The 21707-nt window shown below is 50.6% G+C and carries 21 protein-coding genes; 8 read left to right on the forward strand and 13 right to left on the reverse strand.

From position 1 onward, the window contains the following. Nucleotides 1–72 precede the first annotated feature (72 nt). Together PAEVO_RS12740 and PAEVO_RS34325 are read right to left on the reverse strand one after the other, a co-directional pair. Complete coding sequence (locus PAEVO_RS12740) at nucleotides 73–441, reverse strand: GNAT family N-acetyltransferase (protein WP_243390754.1); 369 nt, start codon at nucleotides 439–441, stop codon at nucleotides 73–75. Further along, nucleotides 404–595 carry a hypothetical protein gene (locus PAEVO_RS34325; RefSeq protein WP_243390755.1) on the reverse strand — a complete coding sequence of 64 codons (192 nt, stop codon included), beginning with the start codon at nucleotides 593–595 and terminating at the stop codon, nucleotides 404–406. Before PAEVO_RS34325 ends, PAEVO_RS12740 begins: the two co-directional genes overlap by 38 nt. Before the next feature lie 173 nt (nucleotides 596–768). Between PAEVO_RS34325 and PAEVO_RS12745 the strand changes: the two genes are divergently transcribed. Beyond that, nucleotides 769–2604, forward strand: a complete 1836-nt coding sequence (locus PAEVO_RS12745; protein ID WP_100537881.1) for a DUF2334 domain-containing protein — start codon at nucleotides 769–771, stop codon at nucleotides 2602–2604. An 82-nt stretch (nucleotides 2605–2686) separates the two neighbouring features. Further along, nucleotides 2687–3379 carry a pentapeptide repeat-containing protein gene (locus PAEVO_RS12750; protein ID WP_100537882.1) on the forward strand — a complete coding sequence of 231 codons (693 nt, stop codon included), beginning with the start codon at nucleotides 2687–2689 and terminating at the stop codon, nucleotides 3377–3379. Nucleotides 3380–3514: 135 nt separating this feature from the next. On the opposite strand, the gene PAEVO_RS12755 is transcribed toward PAEVO_RS12750, so the two are convergent. From PAEVO_RS12755 to PAEVO_RS12770, 4 genes are read right to left on the reverse strand one after another with little or no spacing between them, the layout of a single operon-like run. Then, nucleotides 3515–4621, reverse strand: coding sequence for a Gfo/Idh/MocA family protein (locus PAEVO_RS12755; RefSeq protein ID WP_100537883.1), 1107 nt, complete (start codon nucleotides 4619–4621; stop codon nucleotides 3515–3517). A gap of 20 nt (nucleotides 4622–4641) precedes the next feature. Further along, nucleotides 4642–5373, reverse strand: a complete 732-nt coding sequence (locus PAEVO_RS12760; RefSeq protein WP_100537884.1) for a ThuA domain-containing protein — start codon at nucleotides 5371–5373, stop codon at nucleotides 4642–4644. Nucleotides 5374–5425: 52 nt separating this feature from the next. Further along, nucleotides 5426–6586 carry a Gfo/Idh/MocA family protein gene (locus PAEVO_RS12765; protein ID WP_100537885.1) on the reverse strand — a complete coding sequence of 387 codons (1161 nt, stop codon included), beginning with the start codon at nucleotides 6584–6586 and terminating at the stop codon, nucleotides 5426–5428. Between the two features lie 25 nt (nucleotides 6587–6611). Further along, entirely contained in the window at nucleotides 6612–7664 is a 1053-nt protein-coding gene (locus PAEVO_RS12770; RefSeq protein ID WP_100537886.1) for a LacI family DNA-binding transcriptional regulator, read from the reverse strand. 130 nt (nucleotides 7665–7794) lie between these two features. On the opposite strand from PAEVO_RS12770, the gene PAEVO_RS12775 reads away from it, so the two are divergent. The 3 genes from PAEVO_RS12775 to PAEVO_RS12785 all read left to right on the forward strand — a co-directional run bounded on the left by PAEVO_RS12775 (nucleotide 7795) and on the right by PAEVO_RS12785 (nucleotide 11051). Beyond that, nucleotides 7795–8541 (forward strand): sulfite exporter TauE/SafE family protein, encoded by a 747-nt coding sequence (locus PAEVO_RS12775; protein ID WP_100537887.1) that lies wholly within the window; start codon nucleotides 7795–7797, stop codon nucleotides 8539–8541. 183 nt (nucleotides 8542–8724) lie between these two features. Next, a complete protein-coding gene (locus PAEVO_RS12780; RefSeq protein ID WP_243390756.1) occupies nucleotides 8725–9768 on the forward strand; it encodes an ROK family protein in 1044 nt (347 codons plus the stop codon). Nucleotides 9769–9797: 29 nt separating this feature from the next. Further along, a complete protein-coding gene (locus PAEVO_RS12785) occupies nucleotides 9798–11051 on the forward strand; it encodes an MFS transporter (RefSeq protein ID WP_100537889.1) in 1254 nt (417 codons plus the stop codon). Between the two features lie 96 nt (nucleotides 11052–11147). On the opposite strand, the gene PAEVO_RS12790 is transcribed toward PAEVO_RS12785, so the two are convergent. Next, a complete protein-coding gene (locus PAEVO_RS12790) occupies nucleotides 11148–12911 on the reverse strand; it encodes a glycoside hydrolase family 35 protein (protein ID WP_100537890.1) in 1764 nt (587 codons plus the stop codon). A gap of 198 nt (nucleotides 12912–13109) precedes the next feature. Between PAEVO_RS12790 and PAEVO_RS12795 the strand changes: the two genes are divergently transcribed. Then, nucleotides 13110–14024: an AraC family transcriptional regulator gene (locus PAEVO_RS12795; protein ID WP_100537891.1), complete on the forward strand. Its 915-nt coding sequence runs from the start codon at nucleotides 13110–13112 to the stop codon at nucleotides 14022–14024. 135 nt (nucleotides 14025–14159) lie between these two features. Further along, complete coding sequence (locus PAEVO_RS12800) at nucleotides 14160–14552, forward strand: DoxX family protein (RefSeq protein ID WP_100537892.1); 393 nt, start codon at nucleotides 14160–14162, stop codon at nucleotides 14550–14552. 219 nt (nucleotides 14553–14771) lie between these two features. On the opposite strand, the gene PAEVO_RS12805 is transcribed toward PAEVO_RS12800, so the two are convergent. From PAEVO_RS12805 to PAEVO_RS12830, 6 genes are all read right to left on the reverse strand, one after another. After that, nucleotides 14772–16013 carry an MFS transporter gene (locus tag PAEVO_RS12805; protein WP_100537893.1) on the reverse strand — a complete coding sequence of 414 codons (1242 nt, stop codon included), beginning with the start codon at nucleotides 16011–16013 and terminating at the stop codon, nucleotides 14772–14774. 142 nt (nucleotides 16014–16155) lie between these two features. Next, nucleotides 16156–16353: a DUF6171 family protein gene (locus PAEVO_RS12810; protein ID WP_347708112.1), complete on the reverse strand. Its 198-nt coding sequence runs from the start codon at nucleotides 16351–16353 to the stop codon at nucleotides 16156–16158. A 90-nt stretch (nucleotides 16354–16443) separates the two neighbouring features. Continuing rightward, complete coding sequence (locus PAEVO_RS12815; protein ID WP_100537895.1) at nucleotides 16444–17937, reverse strand: alpha-N-arabinofuranosidase; 1494 nt, start codon at nucleotides 17935–17937, stop codon at nucleotides 16444–16446. Between the two features lie 194 nt (nucleotides 17938–18131). Continuing rightward, the gene (locus PAEVO_RS12820) at nucleotides 18132–18878 is read right to left on the reverse strand and encodes an amino acid ABC transporter ATP-binding protein (RefSeq protein WP_100537896.1); all 747 of its coding nucleotides are present in this window, start codon (nucleotides 18876–18878) and stop codon (nucleotides 18132–18134) included. A gap of 15 nt (nucleotides 18879–18893) precedes the next feature. Continuing rightward, entirely contained in the window at nucleotides 18894–19553 is a 660-nt protein-coding gene (locus tag PAEVO_RS12825; protein ID WP_100537897.1) for an amino acid ABC transporter permease, read from the reverse strand. Nucleotides 19554–19711: 158 nt separating this feature from the next. Then, nucleotides 19712–20479 (reverse strand): amino acid ABC transporter substrate-binding protein, encoded by a 768-nt coding sequence (locus PAEVO_RS12830; protein WP_100537898.1) that lies wholly within the window; start codon nucleotides 20477–20479, stop codon nucleotides 19712–19714. 282 nt (nucleotides 20480–20761) lie between these two features. Between PAEVO_RS12830 and PAEVO_RS12835 the strand changes: the two genes are divergently transcribed. Beyond that, nucleotides 20762–21487: a hypothetical protein gene (locus PAEVO_RS12835; protein WP_100537899.1), complete on the forward strand. Its 726-nt coding sequence runs from the start codon at nucleotides 20762–20764 to the stop codon at nucleotides 21485–21487. Nucleotides 21488–21707: the final 220 nt, after the last annotated feature.

Genomic DNA, 21707 nt, shown 5'->3' on the forward strand with positions numbered 1-21707 from the left:
CACCGGGGTATATCCCCATCATAGTAGATTCCCCCTCTAATGTAAACTCACGAAACTCACGCGGAGCACTTTTTAGGAGAAGGACCGAATAAGGTCAATGGAACTCCACAGGAGCGCCGTTTCAATATGTGTTTTTCCGCCGATTACAATCTCTTTTCGTTTCAGTTCCTGGCCGCCCATATGTTTATAAAAATGTTCAGCCTTATTGCCTTCCAGCACCCAGACCAATAAAGAACGATATCCTCTCACTTGCAGAAATTCCTTCAGCCTCGCAAATAGCTGATTCCCCCAGCCCTTCCCCTGGATCTCTTCCAAAAGATAGATCGCGTAAAGTTCTCCTTCATGAGAAATCTTCTGCTCTCGCTCCGTGCCGTAAGACATGAACCCGTAAACCTTGCCATCTTCATCTGCAATGACCAGAAGTTGTTCGTCCTCCGGCATATTGGCAAGTTTCCAGCGCCAGCCTTCGATCCGCAGCAGACAAATTTTCTAAGAAGCTATCATCCACGATCCCTTTATACGTCGTTTTCCAGCTATTCACATGGACGTTAGCGATGCCGGCTGCATCCTGTTCATTTGCGTGTCTAATATGCATGTACATCCACTTCCTCCTGCTCATATCTTAATCTTTATTTAGTTCGCGGAACACGATCTGCGATCCTCTTTTTTTTTCTGAACGCTTCAGCCCCGATGACGCAATGCCTATTCCGGGCATAAATTATCGGGATCGTTATCTCCATCAGCTACCCATGGAAGGAGGGCATCTTAATGAATAAGGCATTGATACGGCTTGAAGATATCGGACCGGGCGGCTGGTATGAGACGGAGGAACAACAGGCAAAGCTGCTGGTCATCGCACAGTTCCTGCACCGCCAACGGATACCCTTTCACCTGGCCGTCATACCGCGATATGTCGATCCGGCGCACCATACGGACCGGTCGATAGATGATCTGCATGATGAAGTTTCCCTTCGATTTGTACGGCTGCTACGAACGATGGTAGCCCTTGGCGCCTCGCTTGGTATTCATGGATATACGCATCAGTACAGTGGATCGGTAAGCGGTGACGGATTCGAATTTGCCTATCCCGAATGTTGGGCCGATTGTCCTCCGGATGATTCGCCCGAAGCAGTTCATTCGCTCCCGCAGCTGCAGCGTTCCTATGCTTATCAGCGGATACAACGGGCACATAAGATGTTTCAATCGGCTGGTCTTGCAGCGGTCTGGTATGAAACTCCCCACTATACCGCTTCATCTGTCCAGCGGCACATTATTGAGATCTGTAACGGCATCCTCTATGAATCTCCGCCTTCCAGCCCGGATGCAAGGACAGCCGGACTCCAGCACACCCCGGACGATCCGCTGACGAACGGAACGATCTATGTTCCCACTCCGCTTTATTATGTTGCAGGTGACAAGATCGAGGAAGAAGTTACTCGTATGGAACGGTCATTACCGGATTTCACAGACGATCACGAACTGGCTTCGTTCTTCTACCACCCCTATCTCGAATTTCCCTATATCCGCTTCCTTGCTGACGGCACTGTGCATTATGACGAGCATTCGCCGCTTAGAAGAATCATTCAATCCTTCAAGAGGGAGCGTAAATCGTTTGTGTCCATATCCTCAATCTTACCCTTCATTCCGGATTTCAGGGAAACCCGATTGCAGGACAGGATGACCATGAAACTCCCTCAGCTTCTGCACGCCCCGAGAAAAGGGAAGCCAGATCGATGGATCGTCCACGACGAGGCCAACAACCTATGGTACGACGCTGCTCTTATGGTTCTGTCCCCCATTAAAATCCATAATGGCATACAATATATACGCCCGCTGTTGGCAGACTGGCCGCTTTACCCGGGTGGGACAGCGATGGCAGGCGATTATGATGGAAATGGCAGCATCGATACGGCTGTGTGGAATGCCAAGCTGGGGATATGTGAGGTTGCCTTGGACTCAGGGGGCCGTTTAGTACCTTCGGGTCATTGGCTCTGTGAATCTGGAGCTGTGGACTGGAAAGCTCTTACGGGGGATTTTGACGGGGACGGCAGGCATGATTTATTTCTATGGGACCCTGTCACAGGAAAAGCCGCCATTGCTTATAGCTCCGGGTGTGATTTTTATTCTCCCCTCATTCAGCATGAGGTTTCCGTACAGGGTGTAGGCATGATTCCCTCCATCGGAGATGTGAACGGCGATGGGCTGGATGACCTGGTTGTGTGGAACTCCGACTCGGGCACATGCCAGGTCTGGTTAAGCAGCGGGAAACAGCTCGTGGACGCCGGAGATTGGTATTCCGCCAAGAGTCCCATGGGCTCGTCCATATCCATGATGCTAGGTGACGTGGATGGCGATGGGTTGGAAGATTTGGTCCTCGTTGAACATACCGCAGGGAACTGGTTCGTTCTATATAGCTCGGGGACCGCCTTCGCCTTCGGGCGGCAGGAAGAACGGTTTGGCCCCTGGGTTGCCGGAGAACGGATGATGCCTTTCGTTGGTGATCTGACGGGCAATGGCCGTGTCAGTCTGCTGGCATGGTCTCCGAATCGGCTCGGCGGAACCTTGGACGCCGCCATTAATTCCAGGGACCGGACAATCGAATAAGGACATGATATACTTCTATACAACAAAACCGGGTTTATTCTGATCATCTCTATACTTATTTTCTATGTTTGGAGGAGAAATCATGTCATCCAATGGCAAAAGCAATACTAACAACAATACAGCCAGTCCATCACCCCCAGTCAAAATCGTGAAACCCAAGCTCCCCAAGCAGCTTGAGCCTATGATTCTATCTGATTTCGGCGTTGACGATGAATCCTCGTTCATTCAATCCACTTGTCAGGACGAGACCCTGTCTTATATTTCAGCCGACAAGGTTCAATTCGATCAAATGATATTCCATAACGTTACGTTCCAGCACGTCACGCTCCACCATGCCGAGCTAACAGACCTTGTGTTTAACCATTGCGACTTGTCCAACGTAGATCTCAGTGAGGCCATTATGTACCGCGTACAATTCAATCATTGCAAAATTCTGGGGCTCGACTTGACGGCAGCCACCATCCGTAACGTCGTATTCGATCATTGTACGGGCGACTACGCTACGTTTCGTTTTGCTAACATGAAGCAGGTGTCCTTCCAATCCACCTCGCTCGTAAAGTCGGACTTTTATCATTCCGAATTAAGCAAGGTGGAATTTGCAGATTGCCAGATCGATCAATCGCAGTTCTCCGGCACGAAGCTTGCAGGGATCGACTTAAGCCGAACGGATTTCCATAATATTGGCGTCACCCTGGAAGATCTTCAAGGATGCATCATTTCACCGCATCAAGCCATCCCGTTAACCAAAATATTCGGTCTAGTCGTAAAAGAATGACCGTGAGTTATACGTGCCTAAATCATCGAGTTCGTTCGTTTATATGGAGAACGTATCCGTGCATAGCATAAAGCGGCTTACACCGTGGTCCGTTGGACCCTTCGGGATAAGCCGCTTTTTTACGCCATTCTATTATTATTGATCAAGCGTATACTTCTGCAAATCCAGCGGCAGCGGTGCCGGGATGTCACAGGTGCTGACCATCTCATAGCGCTTGCCTTCATCGGAAGCATCATGGAACCCCCACATGGCTTCAAGCACATGATAGGCAAGCTCGCCGCTCGCACGATGAGCTCTTCCGCTGCGGATGGCGTAGGCCATATCTGCAGGGCCGATCCCTCTCGTATTCTCGTTATACCCCGGTAGCAATGGTTCTTCCGTCCACTCGGTTTCTCCGGTCAATCGATATTTAACCGAGCCGCCAAAGCCGTTGGGATCCGGGACGAGCATCGAACCCTTGGTGCCGTAGATTTCAATATTAGGAAGCGTACTGCCTCCAAATACATCAAAACTCGTAATCAGCGTGCCAATCGCACCGTTATGAAACTCCATAAGTCCAGCCACGTGAGTAGGAATGTCCACCTGAATCTTCTGACCATGTTTCTTCTCACTGGTAATGGTCCGCTCCGTAAGGGCCGTTCCGGTCATACCGCTAATACGACGAATCGGTCCCAGCAGCTGAACCAGCGCTGTCAGATAGTAAGGCCCCATGTCAAACATCGGACCACCGCCCGCGGCATAATAAAATTCAGGATCAGGATGCCAATGCTCATGTCCGCGGCTCATCATAAATGCAGTCGCTGCAATCGGCTTGCCGATGCGTCCGTCTTCAATCAGCTTCAGTGCCGTTTGGATACCGGCTCCAAGGAAAGTCTCGGGAGCGCATCCAACAAGCAGCCCTTTGGACGCGGCCATATCCAGCACCGCCTTCCCCTCTTCTCGGGTTACGCCAAGCGGCTTTTCCACGTACACATGCTTGCCGGCTTGCAGTGCATCCAGCATAATTTGCGCGTGAAGTGCAGGTATCGTCAGATTAATGACCAGCTCAATCTCCGGATCTGCAAGCAGTTCCTCGGTAGTGTATACATTCGGGATATTATACTTGGCAGCCTGTTCCTCGGCACGGGCACGATCGATATCCGCACAAGCCGTCAGCTCCAAAATATCGAATTTATGGCAGTTTTCCATATATATGCCGCTGATTTTTCCGCAGCCGATGATGCCAACCTTTACTTTCTTCATGATCCAAGTCTCCTTCTGCCTTATTGGCTGTCTCCCATGCCTGTGTAGCCTTGACCTTCCGTAAACAAACTCATGTCCGAACCCGAATACAACGCTTTGCCTTCAGCAGCCCAGAGCAATCCCCTGCGCATCATTTCCTTCACCTGCGGCATATCGACGATATCGGCATGATGGCCGAGGGAATTGTAATAGACCCGTCCATATCCCCAGCGCTTCGTCCATACCACCGGCATATCCACTGCTTTGTTCAGTAGATGCGGTCCGGCCACAACCGGAAAACGGGTGGTTGCCAGCACTTCAACGGCCGGATCCACATGCAGATAATACTGCTCGGAGACCACCGTGAAATCCTGCATCCCTTCCACAAGCGGGCTGGTGCTCGATTTGATCTCAACCTGGTACTTCACGCCATCATTACCCGGATGCGCAACCCATTGACCGCCGGTCATGAACTGCCAATCCACATTGTTGCGGAACGAATCGCACATACCGCCATGACACCCCGCCAAACCGGTTCCCTTCTGCACGGCAAGCGATACATTGCTCACCTGCTCCTTCGATATTTCTCCCATCGTCCATAACGGCACGATCAGATCCAAAGCCTGAAGCTTCTCTGCATCATTCAAAGCATCCAGCGTTTCTGATACCTCAACCTCATATTGCTCAGCCCGAAGCAATTCCGCGAAAATGCCGGCAACCTGCTCAGGTTCATGTCCGTCCCAGCCGCCCCATACGATTAATGCCTTTTTCATGCATAGCACTCCTTTGTTATGTGTCCGGCCTAGTTGGGCCGAATGACTTTGATTACATTTCCGACAACTGCACCCAGCGGCGTTCTTCAATGGATTTATCCACGGCTTCCAGCACAGCCTGACATTTCACGCCATCCTCAAAATTGGGCACAGGCTGCCTTCCCTCCGATATAGCGGTCGACAGCTCCAGGATTTCATGCGTAAAGGTGTGCTCGAAACCGATCGTATGTCCCGGAGGCCACCATGCTTCCATATAATCGTGAACGGGATCGGTTGCCAATACGCGGCGGAAGCCCTGAACGTCCTCATCGTCCGACGTAAAGTAAACCTCCAGCTCATTCATCCGTTCAAAATCGAATTTGACGCTGCCCAAGCTGCCGTTGATCTCGAAGGAATTGGTGCTGCGGTGACCCGCGGCAAAGCGCGTCGCCTCAAAGCTGCCAAGCGCCCCGTTCTCAAAGCGGGTCATGAATAACGTAGCGTCATCTACCGTCACTTTCCCCATGGGACCGCCTGTGCTTCCTTTTGCGCTTAACCCGGTCATCTCGCTGGCAATGGGGCGCTCCTTGATAAAGGTCTCGCTCATTCCGATCACTTCCTGCATATCGCCGACCAGATAATGCGCAAGATCGATCAGGTGAGCGCCAAGATCCCCGTGCGATCCGGATCCGGCCACTTCCTTCTGCAGCCTCCATACCAAAGGGAACTGCGGATCCATGATCCAATCCTGCAAGAACCAGGCACGAAAATGATAGATCTGACCCAATCTTCCACTTTCAACCAGCTTCTTGGCCAGTCTTACGGCTGGCGAAAATCTATAGTTAAACCCGACCATATGGGTAACTCCCGCTTCTTCCGCAGCCTGCAGCATCTCTCTGGCATCCGCTAAGGTCAAAGCAAGCGGCTTCTCGCAAAATATATGCTTGCCCGCCTTGGCCGCGGCAATGGCAATCTCCTTATGGGCATCGCTTGGGGCATTGATATCGATCAGATCGATATCTTCCCGATTGACAAGCTCCTTCCAATCGGTAACGCTTTCATTCCAGCCTAATTGATCGGCTGCTGCTTGCACGGCCGACACATTGCGGCCGCAGATTGCCACCATTTCAGGCTTCAGCGCCTCCGGAAAAAACATCGGTAAGCTCCGGTATGCATTGCTGTGAGCTTTACCCATAAATTTATAACCGATCATGCCGACACGTAATTGTTTCATCCTTCATTCCTCCTTGAATAAGAGTTCATTCATTTCGATGAAGCGAAGATGCACGGATTACCAGGCGAGTTGGCAGCTGACGGTGAAGCACTGCGTTCGTTTCGTTACCTTCTGGCAGATCGGAGGCTTCCAGCATGCGAAGCACATGCTCTGCTGCAAGGCATCCCAGTTCATAGAACGGAACTCTCACGCTGGTAAGCGGCGGGGTGCACAGCTCGGCGGCTTCCGAATCGTCATACCCGACAAAGGCAGGCATTCGCTCTTCCGAAATGCCTAACGCACGCAGGCCCTGCTGAAGTCCAATCGCCATGCGGTCATTGGCGGCAAATACGGCTTCTATCCGGTCTAACTTCCCGGCGATTAACTCGGCTGCGGCATAACCGCTTTTGCGGCTGAAGTTACCTTCGAACAGCAAAGATTCATCCATCACGATTCCCGCTTCATTCAGCGCCTGGCTGTACCCCTTCAACCGGTCGCGACTGTTGGAATACTGGGGCGGCCCATTAAGAAATGCAATTTTCTGAAATCCCTGCTGTGTCAAGTGATGAACGGCTTGATAGCTGCCATCCACATGATCGGCATCCATAACGTGAAACGCCTCGCCGTCAAAGTATTGATTAATCAGGCAATATGGGTGATCCGCTTCACTCAGCTGTTTGATGGCCGCACGTTCGCCTTCATCATCCCGGGCGCCAAGAATAATGCAGGCATCGACCTTCTGGGTCCGGAACAGGTTCAAGTAGTCCATCGAACCACCGGGCTCACGGAACAGCATCAATAGGTCATGTTGGCTTTCCAGCGCCTTACTGCCAATACCGCTTAATATCTCGGAAAAATAGTACGCGGAGAATATGCGGGCTTTCGGCAGGTAGGGCATGACAACGCCCAGGTTACCGCTTCTTCGGCGGGCAAAACTTCGGGCAAGCGCACTCGGGGTATACCCAAGCCGATCCGCCGCTTCCAGCACCCGCTGCTTGGTCTCCTCCTTGATGGGTCCGACCCCGTTCAGTACACGGGATACCGTTGCTTCCGAAACGCCGGCAAGCTGTGCTACCTCTTTACGACTAGCGATATTCATCAAGCCTCCTGCAATTTATGTACGCGCGTACATTTTCTCATGGAGCTTCGCTGTTGTCAACTGTCTTAACCTAATTTTTCATGTATAATGGGGAGATTGAGATTAAACCACGACGAAAGAAGAGACACATATGAGCATTTTCATCACGATGTTATTTCTGGGCGGTCTTCTCGGGTTTGTCGGTGCCGGCGGATCAGGCTTCATTATTGCGCTTCTGGTTACCGTATTTCACATTCCCGTACATACGGCGCTGGGCACTTCCATCGCCGCCATGGTATTCACCATGATCTCCGGTTCCATCAGCCATCTACGGGAAAAGAATGCGATTCTATCCACCGGGCTTGCCGTCGGACTGTTCGGAGCCGTCGGCGCATATGCAGGCAGCTTTGCCGCCCGGCTCATTCCGGAGGACCGGCTGGTATGGTGTACGGCGATCATGCTGTTTTTGTCCGGCCTGCTCATTATGCTCCGGACTCGCATGCAGTTTTCGCCGAAGCCCATGTTGACCTCTATCCGTTCCTCACGATTCTGGGTGATGGCTCTGATCTCCGGCTTAATCACCGGCGGCATGTCCGGCGTGTTCGGCATTGGGTCGACTCCATTCATTCAGCTTGCCCTGATGATTCTGTTTAACTTGCCGATTGCGCTGGCCGTAGGCACAACCATGATGGTTATTATGCCGATTGCCCTCTTTGGCGGCATCGGCTACTTCCAAGCAGGGTATATCGACTGGCAGCTGCTGCTGCAGGTCGTTGCCGGTACGATGATCGGTTCGTACATCGGCGCGAAGTTTACAAGCAAAGCGCCAAGAACGCTGCTGCGGTTCTCCATGATCCTTATGCCGATCCTCGGCGGTACCATCATGCTTCTGCGATAATCTTATACGCTTCTGGAATTAGAGCGTCCGCAACCCTTATCCTTTGTTGCGAACGTTCTTTTTCTGTCCTCCGGATACCCTCGAATTTCAAGCAGCAAAATTGTTCTTGCACCATGTTTTCAGATGTGCCATAATCATCTCCAGACACTTATTAAACATGTTTAAAAAGAGAGGGAAGTGGTGATGACAACGCGCAAAGAAGCTTTACCCACACCGCAATCCATGAAATATGCCGTGCGGCGCGCGCTCCGCGCTTCCCTGCTGGAGCTCGGCAGCGGAACCAAAGTAGAGCTGAGTGATAGGCTCGGCATCAGCTTTCCTACGGTGAGCAAAGTTCTGGAACAGATGGCGCAGGAAGGCGAAGTTACCCTGCTCGGATTGGATGAGTCCAGCGGCGGCAGGCGTGCAAACCGCTACGCTTTTAACCCGGACTATATGCTGGGTCTCGCCGTTTATTATGAGAAGGAGCGGAGCGTATACACCATTTTTAATTGGAACGGCGATCTGGTCGAACAAAAAGCAGAAGAAGGCATACTCCAGCTTGGACCGGAAGCGCTGGCTTCCCAGCAAAGAAGCTGGATCCGCCGTTATCCGAAGATCCGCACGATCGCCGTCGGCATGCCGGCTGCGGTGCGTGATGGCGTTATTTTTCACGTTCCGTTGTATGGGACATTCCAGGATTTCGACCTCAAATCTTACCTGGAGAACCTGTTCTCCATTCCTGTCATCGTGGAGAATGACATGAATGCGGCCGTGCTTGGCTATCAGAATCTGAGCCGCTCGGAGGAGGCCTCCCTTGTATACGTGTATCTCGGACACAATGGACCGGGGGCGGGACTGCTGATCAACGGAAACGTCGTTCGGGGCAAGTCGTTCTTTACGGGGGAGATCGGTTATGTACCGATGAGCAAAGACAACAATTTTCACGATGTATTGGATCGCAAAAGTTCCGTCATGAGCCGTCTCATCGAGCCGGATGAGGAGCAAATCGATGCGTTAAGCCGATTAAGTGCCGCCTTCACCGCGATTCTCAATCCGGACGCCATTCTGTGGTGTGAGCATAACCTCCTGCCCTCTACCCTGCTCTCCATCAAAGACCGGGCTTCCGCCTACGTACCGGAACGGCATCTGCCCGACATGCTGCTTCGCGAGTGGGAACATGACTACATAGCCGGCCTGCAGCGGCTTGCTCTGGACATGATGATATCCGATACAAGTGCAATGTAAAATTCAACGATGACGATTGGGGAATAACCGTGAATACAGACCTTCAAACGAAAACAAAACCTAAATTCAGCAAAGACTACACCCTTCATTTAGCAACCATTTTTCTCGGCTTTATCATTTTCGGAATTTCGGAAAATATTAAGGGGCCCGCCATTCCAAGGATTCAATTCGATTTCCACCTGGATGAAATGCAGATCGGCACCTTGCTATCGCTGAACGCGCTCGGGTACTTGATTGCCTGCTCTTTCACCGCGCTGTTAACCCGGAAGATCGGGATCAAGTGGGTCAGTATGGCTGCCTTCGGTTCGATGGCCATCTCGGGTGTGTTCATCTTCCTGTCGCACAGCTACCCGATGTTTACCGCATCCTACTTCTTCATGTACATTGGAAACGGTATGCTGGAGATCGGCCTCGCCATTTTGGCGGCCCGGATCTTTGTGCGAAACACAGGCACGATGATGAACCTGTCCCATTTCTTCTACGGAATCAGTTCAACCGTGGCACCAATGATTGCATCCGGCCTCATGACGGTAACCGTGTTTAATCACACGCTGGACTGGCGGGGCATGTATCTGGCCATGCTGATGTTATCCATACTGCCGATGATACCGGCACTCATGAGTAAGTTTCCCGGGGACGATCTATCCGAAACGGAACGAACTCCGCTCAAGTTATTAGTTAAAGATCCCGCGCTGTGGCTTGTTGTCATGATTCTATCCTTCGGTGTCGTATCGGAGATGGCCGTTGGCGGTTGGCTCGTAAACTTTCTTGAAAAATCGTACAAATGGGAACCTACGGCTGCAGCCGGGATGCTGTCCGCCTTCTTCCTTTGCTTCTCGGCAGCACGCCTGCTGCTTGGCCCAATAACGGACCGGATCGGCTTCACGCTGTCCATTATCATCCTGTCCGCGTTGACCGGAGTATGTACGTTTATCGCGATCTTTGGCGGGGAATCCTATGCCTTCCTGTTCGCGGCTGCAGGCATTGGAATTGCTCCGATTTATCCAACGGTCATGGCTCTAATTGCCAAAAGATATCCGAAAGAGAGCGACACCGCGATTACGTTCATCGTTACCATGATGGGAATCGGCAGCGTTATCGGCAATTACGCTATCGGAGCGATCACGAACGGATTCAAGCAAATGTACGGCAGCGGAACAGAACTCGGTTTGCTGCGCGGGCTGCAGGCCGGCTATGGCTTCATCGGATTGTGTGCCATCCTATGCTCACTCTTTGGCATCATTCTGTACCGTTATTTAAAAGTCCGTAAGCAGTTGGTCTAACCCTATGATTCCTTGAAACATAAAAGGGAGCCCTCTCATGACCACAAGAGGGCTCCCTTTTTATTCATTACTATCCTTTGTCTACCCACACCCTAATTAGCCCAAGTCGGGTTGATCGACAAGTTCGATGCTGGTTGTTTCGGTATGATGGAGTTCAAACACCAAGATTTCATTGCGGCCCTGCTTCAGCAGTGGTCCAGGCAGATAAAGCGCAGCCTGCGGTCCCTGTTCCCAGTAACGCCCCAGGTTAAAGCCATTGACCCAGACCACTCCTTTTCCCCATCCGTCCAAGCGGATAAACGTATCTCCAATGTCATCCACCGCGAATTCACCCCGATAGAAGGTAGGACGATCCTGCGTTTCAAGCGGACCCTCCAGCGGTTGAAACGGTGCCGCATTCGGGTGTTCAAGCGGCAAAGGATAGATGCTCCAGTCATACAGGAACTGGTTGTTCATCCGGACTCCCTCGGTGATCCCTTTATAGTCCTTCAGCTTCGGGCCGTAATTAATACGCCCCATATTCTCGACAACGATCTCCAGCTTCGCGCCGGCTGCCGGAACATCGATCTGCAGGGCTTGGGGATTCCAGCGTTCAACCGTCCCCTGATACTTACCGTCCAGGAATACCTGGGCCCGGTCATGCACCTCTTGCAGATACAGCGATTCTCCTTGACGAGGTCCGGAGATATCCGTTGCATAAACGATGAAGCCATAGCTTTGACCCAGCAGTTCCATCGGTACAGGTGTCGTACGTTTCACCGGCTCGGATAGCACCGGCAGATGCTCCAACAAGTCGGCATAATGGGTCATGGGAACCGAACCATAGCTTTTTTTCTTGACGGGCTGAGGCAGACTTGGGAAATCGGAGGGCTCTTTCCCCTGATGCTTCGCAATCGTGCTGCGAATAGCCTCGAATTTAGCTGTTACATCCCCGGACTCCGAAAGAGGCGCATCATAATCGTAGCTGGTTATCGTCGGCTCATACTTCTCGTGGAAATTCGCCCCGTTATAAAATCCGAAATTCGTTCCGCCATGAAACATATAGAAGTTCACGGATGCATTCAAGTCCAGCATCTCCTTGAACACAGCGGCGGCATCTTCCGCGTCCCGGGTATGATGCGGTTTCAGCCAATGATCAAACCAGCCATTCCAGTATTCCATGCACATCAGAGGGTCTTCCGCGCGATATTCCCGCAGTTTATCAAACGCCTCCTTCGTTCTTGAACCGAAATTGACGGTGGCGAGCACCCCCGGAACGGTTCCGCCTTGCAGCATGCCGTCGGTGGGACCATCCGAAGTGAACAGCAGTACATCTACGCCCCGCTTGACCAAGCCATCCTTCAAATACTCCAGATATGCCGTATCATTTCCGTAGCTCCCGTACTCGTTCTCGATTTGCATGGCAATCACCGGACCTCCCTTGGAGGTTAATAACGGAACCAGCCGCGGAATCAGCTCATCATAATAATGATTAACCTTCTCCAGAAACACCGGATCCATGCATCGGAGATGAATATCCGGATACTGCAGCAGCCAGGACGGAAGCCCTCCAAATTCCCATTCGGCGCATATGTAAGGGCTCGGCCGAAGTATCACATGCAGCCCGAGATCACCGGCGATTTGGACAAATTTCTCCAAGTCGGCGATGCCATCAAACGCAAATTGTCCTTCCTTGGGTTCATGCAAATTCCACGGAATATAGCTTTCCACGGTGTTCAATCCACAACTTTTCAGCTTCATCAATCTGTCTTCCCAATATTCCGGTACGATCCGAAAATAATGTACGGCACCTGACAGAATCTGTATCGGCTCATCCCCGAGCACGAACTGTTGATTAACCGCTTTCAATTGAGCTTTCATATCCTGTTTCCTCCCTGCTCGTATCATTTCGCTTGCGCTTGCTATTGTCATCATCTATCAAAACCTCGTGCGGCTCAATCTCCAAATGGATCATTCTTTATACCTTTTGTGCCGAATTTTCCAATTCGCATGATCCTATTATGATAAAATAGATGGCATAATCAATGGAATTTTCGATGCCAAAGGAGCCTGCCCATTATGGATATCGCTTTTCGCTTTCCCAATATGATTCACACGCTTCAGGTAACGGGATGCCATTTTGATTCCCAGCCGCCCGGCTGGAGTTATCCGAGGCATCATCATCACCTGTTCGAGCTGCTGTACTGTCTGGAAGGCGAGGTCTTGCAGGAAATTCATCGTGAGTCCTTTACGCTGCGGCAAGGGGAATGGCTTCTGATCAAATCCGGGGTGCCCCATCAAACAACTAATCTGGCCAACAGACCGTATGGATACTTCAATGTTCATTTTGATCTCGATGATCAGGAAATTCGGAGCTCATTGTCCGCTGCCCCTTACCGCCACATTCGTCAACAGGAAAGCGAGCACAGCAATCTGAATACATACGTAAAAGAGCTGGAGGGGATCGTTCGGCGCAGTCAGCCGGCAGCCCAATCGCATCTCTCGGAGAATCCGAGAGCCGAATACAATCTTACCTTTGAAGACAGACTGCTGCTCCAATCCTATACATTGCTTATCATCCACGATGTGCTCTCTCTTCTGAAGGTGCAGGACCAAGTCAAGCTGCCTTCGTCGACACAGGCTGTATCAGGCTCGCACAAACCGCCTTCCTTGCTTGCTGCCGATGCAGCGCATGCCATTGAAGAGAAACTATCATCGGGGCTCACAGAGGAAATCTCTGTCGCAGCGGTATCCAAAGAGCTTAATTTAAGCCGCAGCCAATGCAGCAAGTTGTTTCGCCAGGTTTACGGAATATCACCAAGACAATATATCAGCCGTCAAAAGCTCACCCTAGCCAAGGAGCTGTTGGTCACGACCCATCTGCCAATGACGGCGATCGCCGACAAACTCGGATTTCGCTCAGCCAGCCACTTTTCAAGGCAATTCCGCCGCTGGACCGGGCAGTCGCCGACGGAATACCGTCCAAAACACTAAATAGTGGAATTTGATTATTTTTAGTAAGTTACTTGACAATTAACAGCATTGTTGAGTATGATACAATCTATAGTTTCAGCTATACAAAAGTTAGTTGATAACAAATTTAAAAATAATAAGGAGCTGTTACCATTCATGCGTAGTTATTCTTCTACGGGTACTTTCATCATTCGGGTTATTCTGGGGGTCATCTTTTTGGCTCACGGTTTGGATAAATTCCAGAGCGGCATCGGAAATATCGAGGGCTTTTTCGCCAGTTTGGGAATCCCCGCATTTATGGCAACCGTTGTGGCCATTATCGAAATTGTGGGTGGTATTGCACTGATTATCGGTTTGGGAACGAGAATTGCCTCTCTTGTTCTTGGCATTGTGCTTGTCGTTGCTATTTTTCAGGCCAAGCTGGGCATGGGCTTCCTGGGTGGCTATGAATTGGATATAGCGCTGCTGGCAATGGCTGTTCACCTTGCCCTTAGCGGCAGCAGCCTGCTCTCGGTTGATTCGTTGTTCAGCAAGAAGAATAAAGCCTAAAGTAATCGCAAAGGCTCGCCGGTAGTCCGAGGCGACGACCTCATTTAAGAAAAACGTCTATCGACGTACTCTCAAAGAGGACAGACCGCGTTTAGGGGTAGTTTTTCTTGCGATATCAGGCAGCAGATCCTTCGAAGTTTCTATATCTTAAAGAAAGCCGTACCTGACGATCAGTCTCCCATGATCCTGATCCAGTGGTACGGCTCTTTTTATAACATGCTATGAAAGGCTGCTGCCACCCGTTTCGGCCGCTAAAGCCGTTTTCCTCTGCAGTCTCAGAAGCGCAAACGACAACCCTGCGGATATCGCAATACAGATTGAACCTGCAATGTACACCATGCGAATGCCGAGTGTATCCGCAATTAGACCAATTATGGCAATCGATAAACTCGTTACCGTGGATAGCAAGATATCACGCGAAGCGTAAATTTTCGGCAGACTCTCTTGATTTACACTGGATTGGAGCGCGGTTTGCTGAGCCACATCCCGCAGCTGGTAGGCCGGTCCCATTGCTATACACAGGATCAAAGCCACGATCGGGATACTGTTCAGGCCATACCACAGGGTAAGCAAACTGAACACCGCGGAACCTACGGCCATGCATGGAATCAGATTCTTCTGGATAAAGGAAGACAGCAGCAGCATCAGTAACCCACCCACAATGGCGCCTACATAATAACTGGCGTTAATGAATCCCCACCAAGCTTCGCCTTGATGCAGCACTTCCTTGACATACACCAGCGTGATCGCTCCTACCCAGATGGTTCCGGCAATCCCTTCAATCATATCCATCATCGTGACGATTCTTAATGTAGGATTTCTCCACAGGTAGAACCAGCCTTCACGAATCACTTCCCAGCTTGGTTTCGCTCGTCCAGCTGCAGCCGGTTCCTTCGCCTTCATGGAGCGCGCTGCGATCCAAAGGGAAAAGACGGATACCCAGATGAGTACACAGCTCATGATTAAAGTCGGCATATGTCCAAACCGTACAACTAGAAAGCCCGTAAAGGTATATCCTGCAATCTGCAAGGATTGGCTGGTCACGGATAGTGAGCTGTTGGCCTTAACCAATCGGTCAGGTGCAACTAGTCTCGGAACCATGGACTGGATGAGCGGGTTTCCCCATCCTTCGGTAAAAGCAATGAACAAGATAAACATACATAGTATGGAAACCTCAGATGATATGTATGGAAATGCAATGACCAATGCGGTTAACAACAGAGCTTTCATGACTTGAAGCCTTACCAGAAGCTTGGAGAAGCCGAATTTCTCCATGACAAGCGGAGCCGTAAGACCGGCGACAAACCGTGCGACTGCGTTAAACAGCGGGAACAACGCGGCAATAAAGGCCGATCCGGATTCTTGATACATAAAGGTAGTCAGTACCATAATGTAGACAACGCCTGCCAGCGAAATGCTCGAGTGCGCGGTCCAGTAGTATAGAAAGCTCCCTCTTTTCATGTTCACACCCTATCCTGCTGATCTTTTTTCTAATAGTCATAACATAGGTTGAAAGTTTCTGTAAAGATAATGGAAGTTCTCCCATACTAATAAAAGCCTGCTCCCATGATCCATCCATGAGAGCAGACTTACTATAACTCGGCTATGAAGCACTATGGGCAACCGACCAACGGTCCTGCCCCGGATAAGGACATCGCTTGTCTTTCAGCTTTGCAGTGATCTGTACGATGCAGCCGCACAGCGTGCATGTCGTGTCCCCTTGCAGCTTTGGACAAGAGAAGCACGCACGAAGACGGGCATCATACTCACCATCCGGCACGCAGCGGTCAGACGTAAACATAGGAGAAGATAGGACGCGCGTAATTTGTTCCTCGTTAACCCGGTAATCGTCATGACAACCTTTACACCGATTATCCGCCATCCCCTTCGTTTATCCTGCCGTGATCTCGAGAACGGTAACGGACATCGGTGCCAGCTTGGCACGCAGAACGTCGCCTTCCTGTTCAAAAGCATGGAATGCAGCCGGCTTCAGGGTCTCCGGCGATTCAAAGGTGTTATGAGCGTTCAGTGAATCGGAGGCAAGCTGCCGGCCTACGATCTGGGATACCGCTCCGCTTAATCCCCGAAGCTGAATCGTCACATCACTTTGCTCCACATGGCTCACATTACACAGGCTCACATGGATTTTGCCGGCTTCATCCCTGGACGCCGTTACGGATACTTGCGGAATCTTCTCGCCGTCCATCTCATAATCAGCGCCGCTGTAGTTGGTAGCCAAACGTTCTGCATCCTGATGCACTTTATACATATCAAACACATGATAGGTTGGAGTAAGAATCATCTTCTCGCCTTCGGTTAAAATGACGGACTGCAGTACATTGACAATCTGCGCAATGTTCGCCATGACCACCCGATCATTATGCTCGTGGAAGATATTCAGCGTTAAACCCGCCACCAGAGCATCACGGATCGTATTCTGCTGATACAGGAAGCCCGGATTGGTGCCAGGCTCAACGTCAAACCAGGTCCCCCACTCGTCTACAATGAGGCCGATCCGCTTGTTAGGATCATACTGGTCCATGATTGCCGAATGTCTTGTAATCAATTCATCCATATGAAGCGCCTTCTTCATCGTGGTGAACCATTCCTGTTCGCTGAATCCGGTAGCAGCGCCTTTGCCCGTCCAGAATTCGCCCGGAATCGTGTAATAGTGAAGACTGATGGCATCCATGAACGGATGCGCTTCTCTCATCACGGTTTCCATCCAGCGGTAATCATCCACGTTCGGACCGCAGGCAATCTTGTAGATCTTGTTATCGCCATAGTTGCGAACATAAGTCTGATAACGTCTATACAGATCCGCATAATACTCCGGCCGCATATTGCCGCCGCAGCCCCAGTTCTCGTTCCCGACACCAAAATATTTCACATTCCATGGCTTCTCGCGGCCATTCTCCTGACGCCATGCGGCCATCGGCGACACGCCGTCGAAGGTCATATATTCAACCCATTCGGACATTTCCTGCACGGTGCCGCTGCCGACATTGCCCGATATGTATGGTTCACAACCCAGAAGCTCGCAGAGACGCAGGAATTCGTGGGTGCCAAAATGATTGTTCTCCACAACGCCGCCCCAGTGCGTATTGACCATTTGCTTCCGATTCTCCCGCGGACCGACGCCGTCCTTCCAGTGGTACTCGTCGGCAAAACAGCCGCCGGGCCAGCGCAGCACCGGTATGTTCAGCTGCTTCAACGCCTCCAGCACATCATTGCGGATCCCTTCAGTGTTCGGAATCGGTGAATCCTCTCCCACCCATATCCCCTCATAAATGCAGCGCCCCAGATGCTCGGAGAAATGACCATAAATATTGCGGTTGATTTTGCCTTTGGATAAATCCGAATGAATGGTAATAACATGACTCATGACTTATTCCGCTCCTCGCTGTTTTTTATAGATATTTATATGAAACAGTTTAATAATCTTTAAAACAATGATATCGACCAAACCGTATTCCGTCAACCCGCAATTTAAACGCTTTCACGAAATAGCCTTATTTTTAGCCAAAAAAAAGACCGGCCCAAAGCCGATCTTCCGATCGAGCCTGGGCCGGTCACTTATTAATGCGTCGCCCGAATTAAAAATTCCCGGGTCCGCTCTGCCTTCGGTTGATTAAATATTTGATTCGGTGTTCCGGCTTCGACGACCTGTCCGTTATCCATGAAGATAATTCGGTCCGCCACTTCTTTGGCAAAACTCATCTCATGCGTGACGATCACCATCGTCATATGCTCCTCGGCCAGCTGCTTGATAACCGCCAGCACCTCGCCTGTCAGCTCGGGATCCAGCGCCGATGTCGGTTCGTCAAACAGCATGATGTCCGGATTCATCATCAGCGCTCTCGCAATGGCCACACGCTGCTTCTGTCCGCCCGACAGATTCCCGGGGTATACATCTGCTTTATCAGATAAACCGACCTTCTTTAGTAGAGCGGCGCTGTTTAACCTAACTTCTTCCTTTGATTGTTTCTTTACATGTTTAGGTGCCAGTCCCAGATTCTCCTCTACCGTGAGATGAGGAAACAGGTTGAAATGCTGGAATACCATGCCCATCCGGGATGTGATCGCTTTGATCCCCGGCGGGCTGGCATACACGCCATCCTTCACGAGATATTGATCCTGCAGCTTGATCGATCCGCCGTTGATCTCCTCCAGATGCACCAGGCTCCGGAGCATGGTGCTCTTACCCGAACCGGAAGGTCCGATGACGGCAATCACTTCATTCTTCTGAATCTCAAAGCTGACGTCCTTCAGCACGTCCAGCTGGCCGAAGGATTTTTTTACATGGGTTACTTCAATAATTGCCATTACACGACAGTCCTTCTATTCATATTTGAATCGGCGTTCCAGAAACTTAAATAACATGGTTAACACTAGCGTCATTAGCAGGTATATAACACCCGCAATGAAAAACGGCATAATCGTAAAATCGCGATTGACCGCCGTATAAGCGAAGTGCAGCAGCTCCGGTACCGCCACTGCATACAGCAGCGCCGTATCTTTCACCAGCGTAATGGATTCGTTGGATACCGCCGGCAGGGCTACGCGAAACATTTGGGGCAGAATCACTTTCGTGGTCGTTTGCCAGCGGTTCAGGCCCAGCACCTTGGACGCTTCATATTGACCCTTATCAATCGCCAAGAGGCCTCCCCGGAAGATTTCCGCAAAATAAGCGGCATAGTTCAGCACAAAAGCCAAGCATGCGGCTACAAACCGGTCCAAAACGAGATACTCGCCGATCACGGGCAGCACCGGCAGCCCGAAACAAAAGAACAGCAGCTGCAGCAGCAGCGGCGTACCACGAAAAACATAAATATAAGCATTGGCCAACCAAGCCAGCGGCTTGATTGCGCTTCGAACCATTAACGTGAACACAAACCCGAGCGGGATGGAGACCAGGATGGCAATTAAAAACAACAGTATCGTGGTCTGTGCGCCCTCCAGCATCGGTTTGCCGATTTGAACGATGTAATCCATACTCATATACACTTAACTCCTAATGGAAAAACTTCTTGAGATGCTTGAAGTTCTTCAAAAATATCGTAGACCCATGGCAGGGAACACAAAACCGGAGCCTTTGGTCAAAGTCCGGTTTCTTGGAATACCTATGGAAGGATCAATAATCACCCTTGTGGAACGTCCTACTTCAACACTTTGTCTTCGCCGAACCATTTCTCGGAAATCTTGGCTGCCGTACCGTCAGCGTTCATTTCGTCCAGTGCTTTTTGCAGGCTTTGAAGCAGCTCCTCGTTGCCTTTCTTAACCCCGATTCCGTATTGCTCCGGTGCCAGGGATTCCTCGAGAATCTTGTATGTTCCCTCTTCCTTGGACATGTAGTATTTCATCACCACTTCGTCAATGATTACGGCATCTACGCGTCCATTCTTCAGATCGCTCAGAGCCAGCACATTGTCAGGGAATTCGGAGATATTCTTCACTTGCCCGTGAATGTCATTGGCACTTAACGCATCGGCAGCTGAAGATAGCGACTGCAAACCGATCTGTTTGCCTGCCAAATCGCTGATCGAAGTTATATTCGAATCAGTCAGCACGGCGACGACCTGACTGTTCTCCAGATAAGGCTTGGTGAACAACACTTTCTCCTTGCGCTCATCGGTGATGGTATAGCCGTTCCATATCAAGTCAATGCGGCCGCTGCTAAGCTCGGATTCTTTCGCTTTCCAGTCAATGGGCTGGAACTTAACTTCCTTGCCCATCTTCTCGGCGGCTGCACGGGCATAATCGATATCAAAGCCGACAATTTCATTGCTCTCGTCACGAAAACCCATCGGCGCGAACTTGTCATCGATCCCGACAACCAGCTCATTACCACCGCTTGCTGAGCTTGAACAGCCGACTACGGTTAATAAAAGCATGAAGCCTGCTAATACTGATGCTATCTTTTTCACCAAAAAATCCCCCTCGTAGACATTAAACGCAGCCAAATTCAGGATGTAGAGGAATCCATATCCTATGCAAAACTGCTTTTTCACTTTAGTACGTTATCAAGACTCCATGATACCATATTAGCAGAGAAGAGTCGATAGTTTCATAGAATGGCCAATTTTCACCACCCGATATGAAATTTATGTATTTTCATCCTATTTTAAGGTTATTTTAAGGATGATTTCAGTTTAGCGGGAAAGAATGAAGAACTGTAAGACCAACATCTAGAAAGGCGGTAAACAACAATGACAACCCACTTGAAGTCAGTGAAGCGACTGGTGCTTGTCGCCATCGCTGTAGTCATGGGCCTCGCTTATCTTCCCGTCTCGGTCTCGGCGGAACCGATCGGACAGCAAACCGAATCACCGGCTGTTCCTTCTTCCAAAGACGAACGCGGGCAACATAAACCCGGTCATATGTTCAAGGCAATCTCCGAATTTCTGAAGCTGGAACCGCAAGTTCTTCGAGATAAACTCAAAACCTCGACGCTCGCGGAGATCGCCAAGGAACAAGGTATATCTAGAGATGCCATGAAAGCCAAGATCGTTGAGCTGTTGAAGGATAAAATCTCCTCGCATCCGAAGCAGCTGGGCAAATCCATCGATTACTCCGCTGCGGCTGACAAGCTGCTTGACGCCAAAGGCGGATGGCATCAGCAGCGGATGCACCAGCGTCATGGCCGGCTGATCTCGGATAGCGCCGAACTGGCCAAGCTTCTGAAGACGACACCGGAAGCACTCAAGCAGTCGCTCCAATCCGGAAAATCACTGGCTCAGATCGCGAAGGAGCAAGGCGTGCCCGTCCAGTCCGTCATTGATCAACAAGTCGAGGCACTCACGAAGCGCCTGGATCAGAAGTTGACCGAAGGCAAGCTGACGAAGGAAGAATACGAGGATCGCAAATCCAGAATTGCTCCATTTGTCAGCGATGTGGTGAATGGCAAACTCAAACCGATGAAACACAGCCGGTAAAGTTCCCGCTTGCGCTTGACCCTTTGGTCATTGGATAAGAGAAACGTCTATCGACGTACTTTCTCAGTAGACAGACCGCATGTAGCGGAAGTTTTTCTTGCGAGATAAGGATGCTAAGCCACGGATGTTTATACTTTCTTATCTCTTAACACAAGAGCCGCTCCATCGGTTAGGAATAACCAATGGGAAGCGGCTCTTTATCATTCGTATATTCTATTTA

This window comes from Paenibacillus sp. GM2FR (assembly GCF_002803325.1).
Taxonomy (GTDB): Bacteria; Bacillota; Bacilli; order Paenibacillales; family Paenibacillaceae; genus Paenibacillus_AQ; species Paenibacillus_AQ lautus.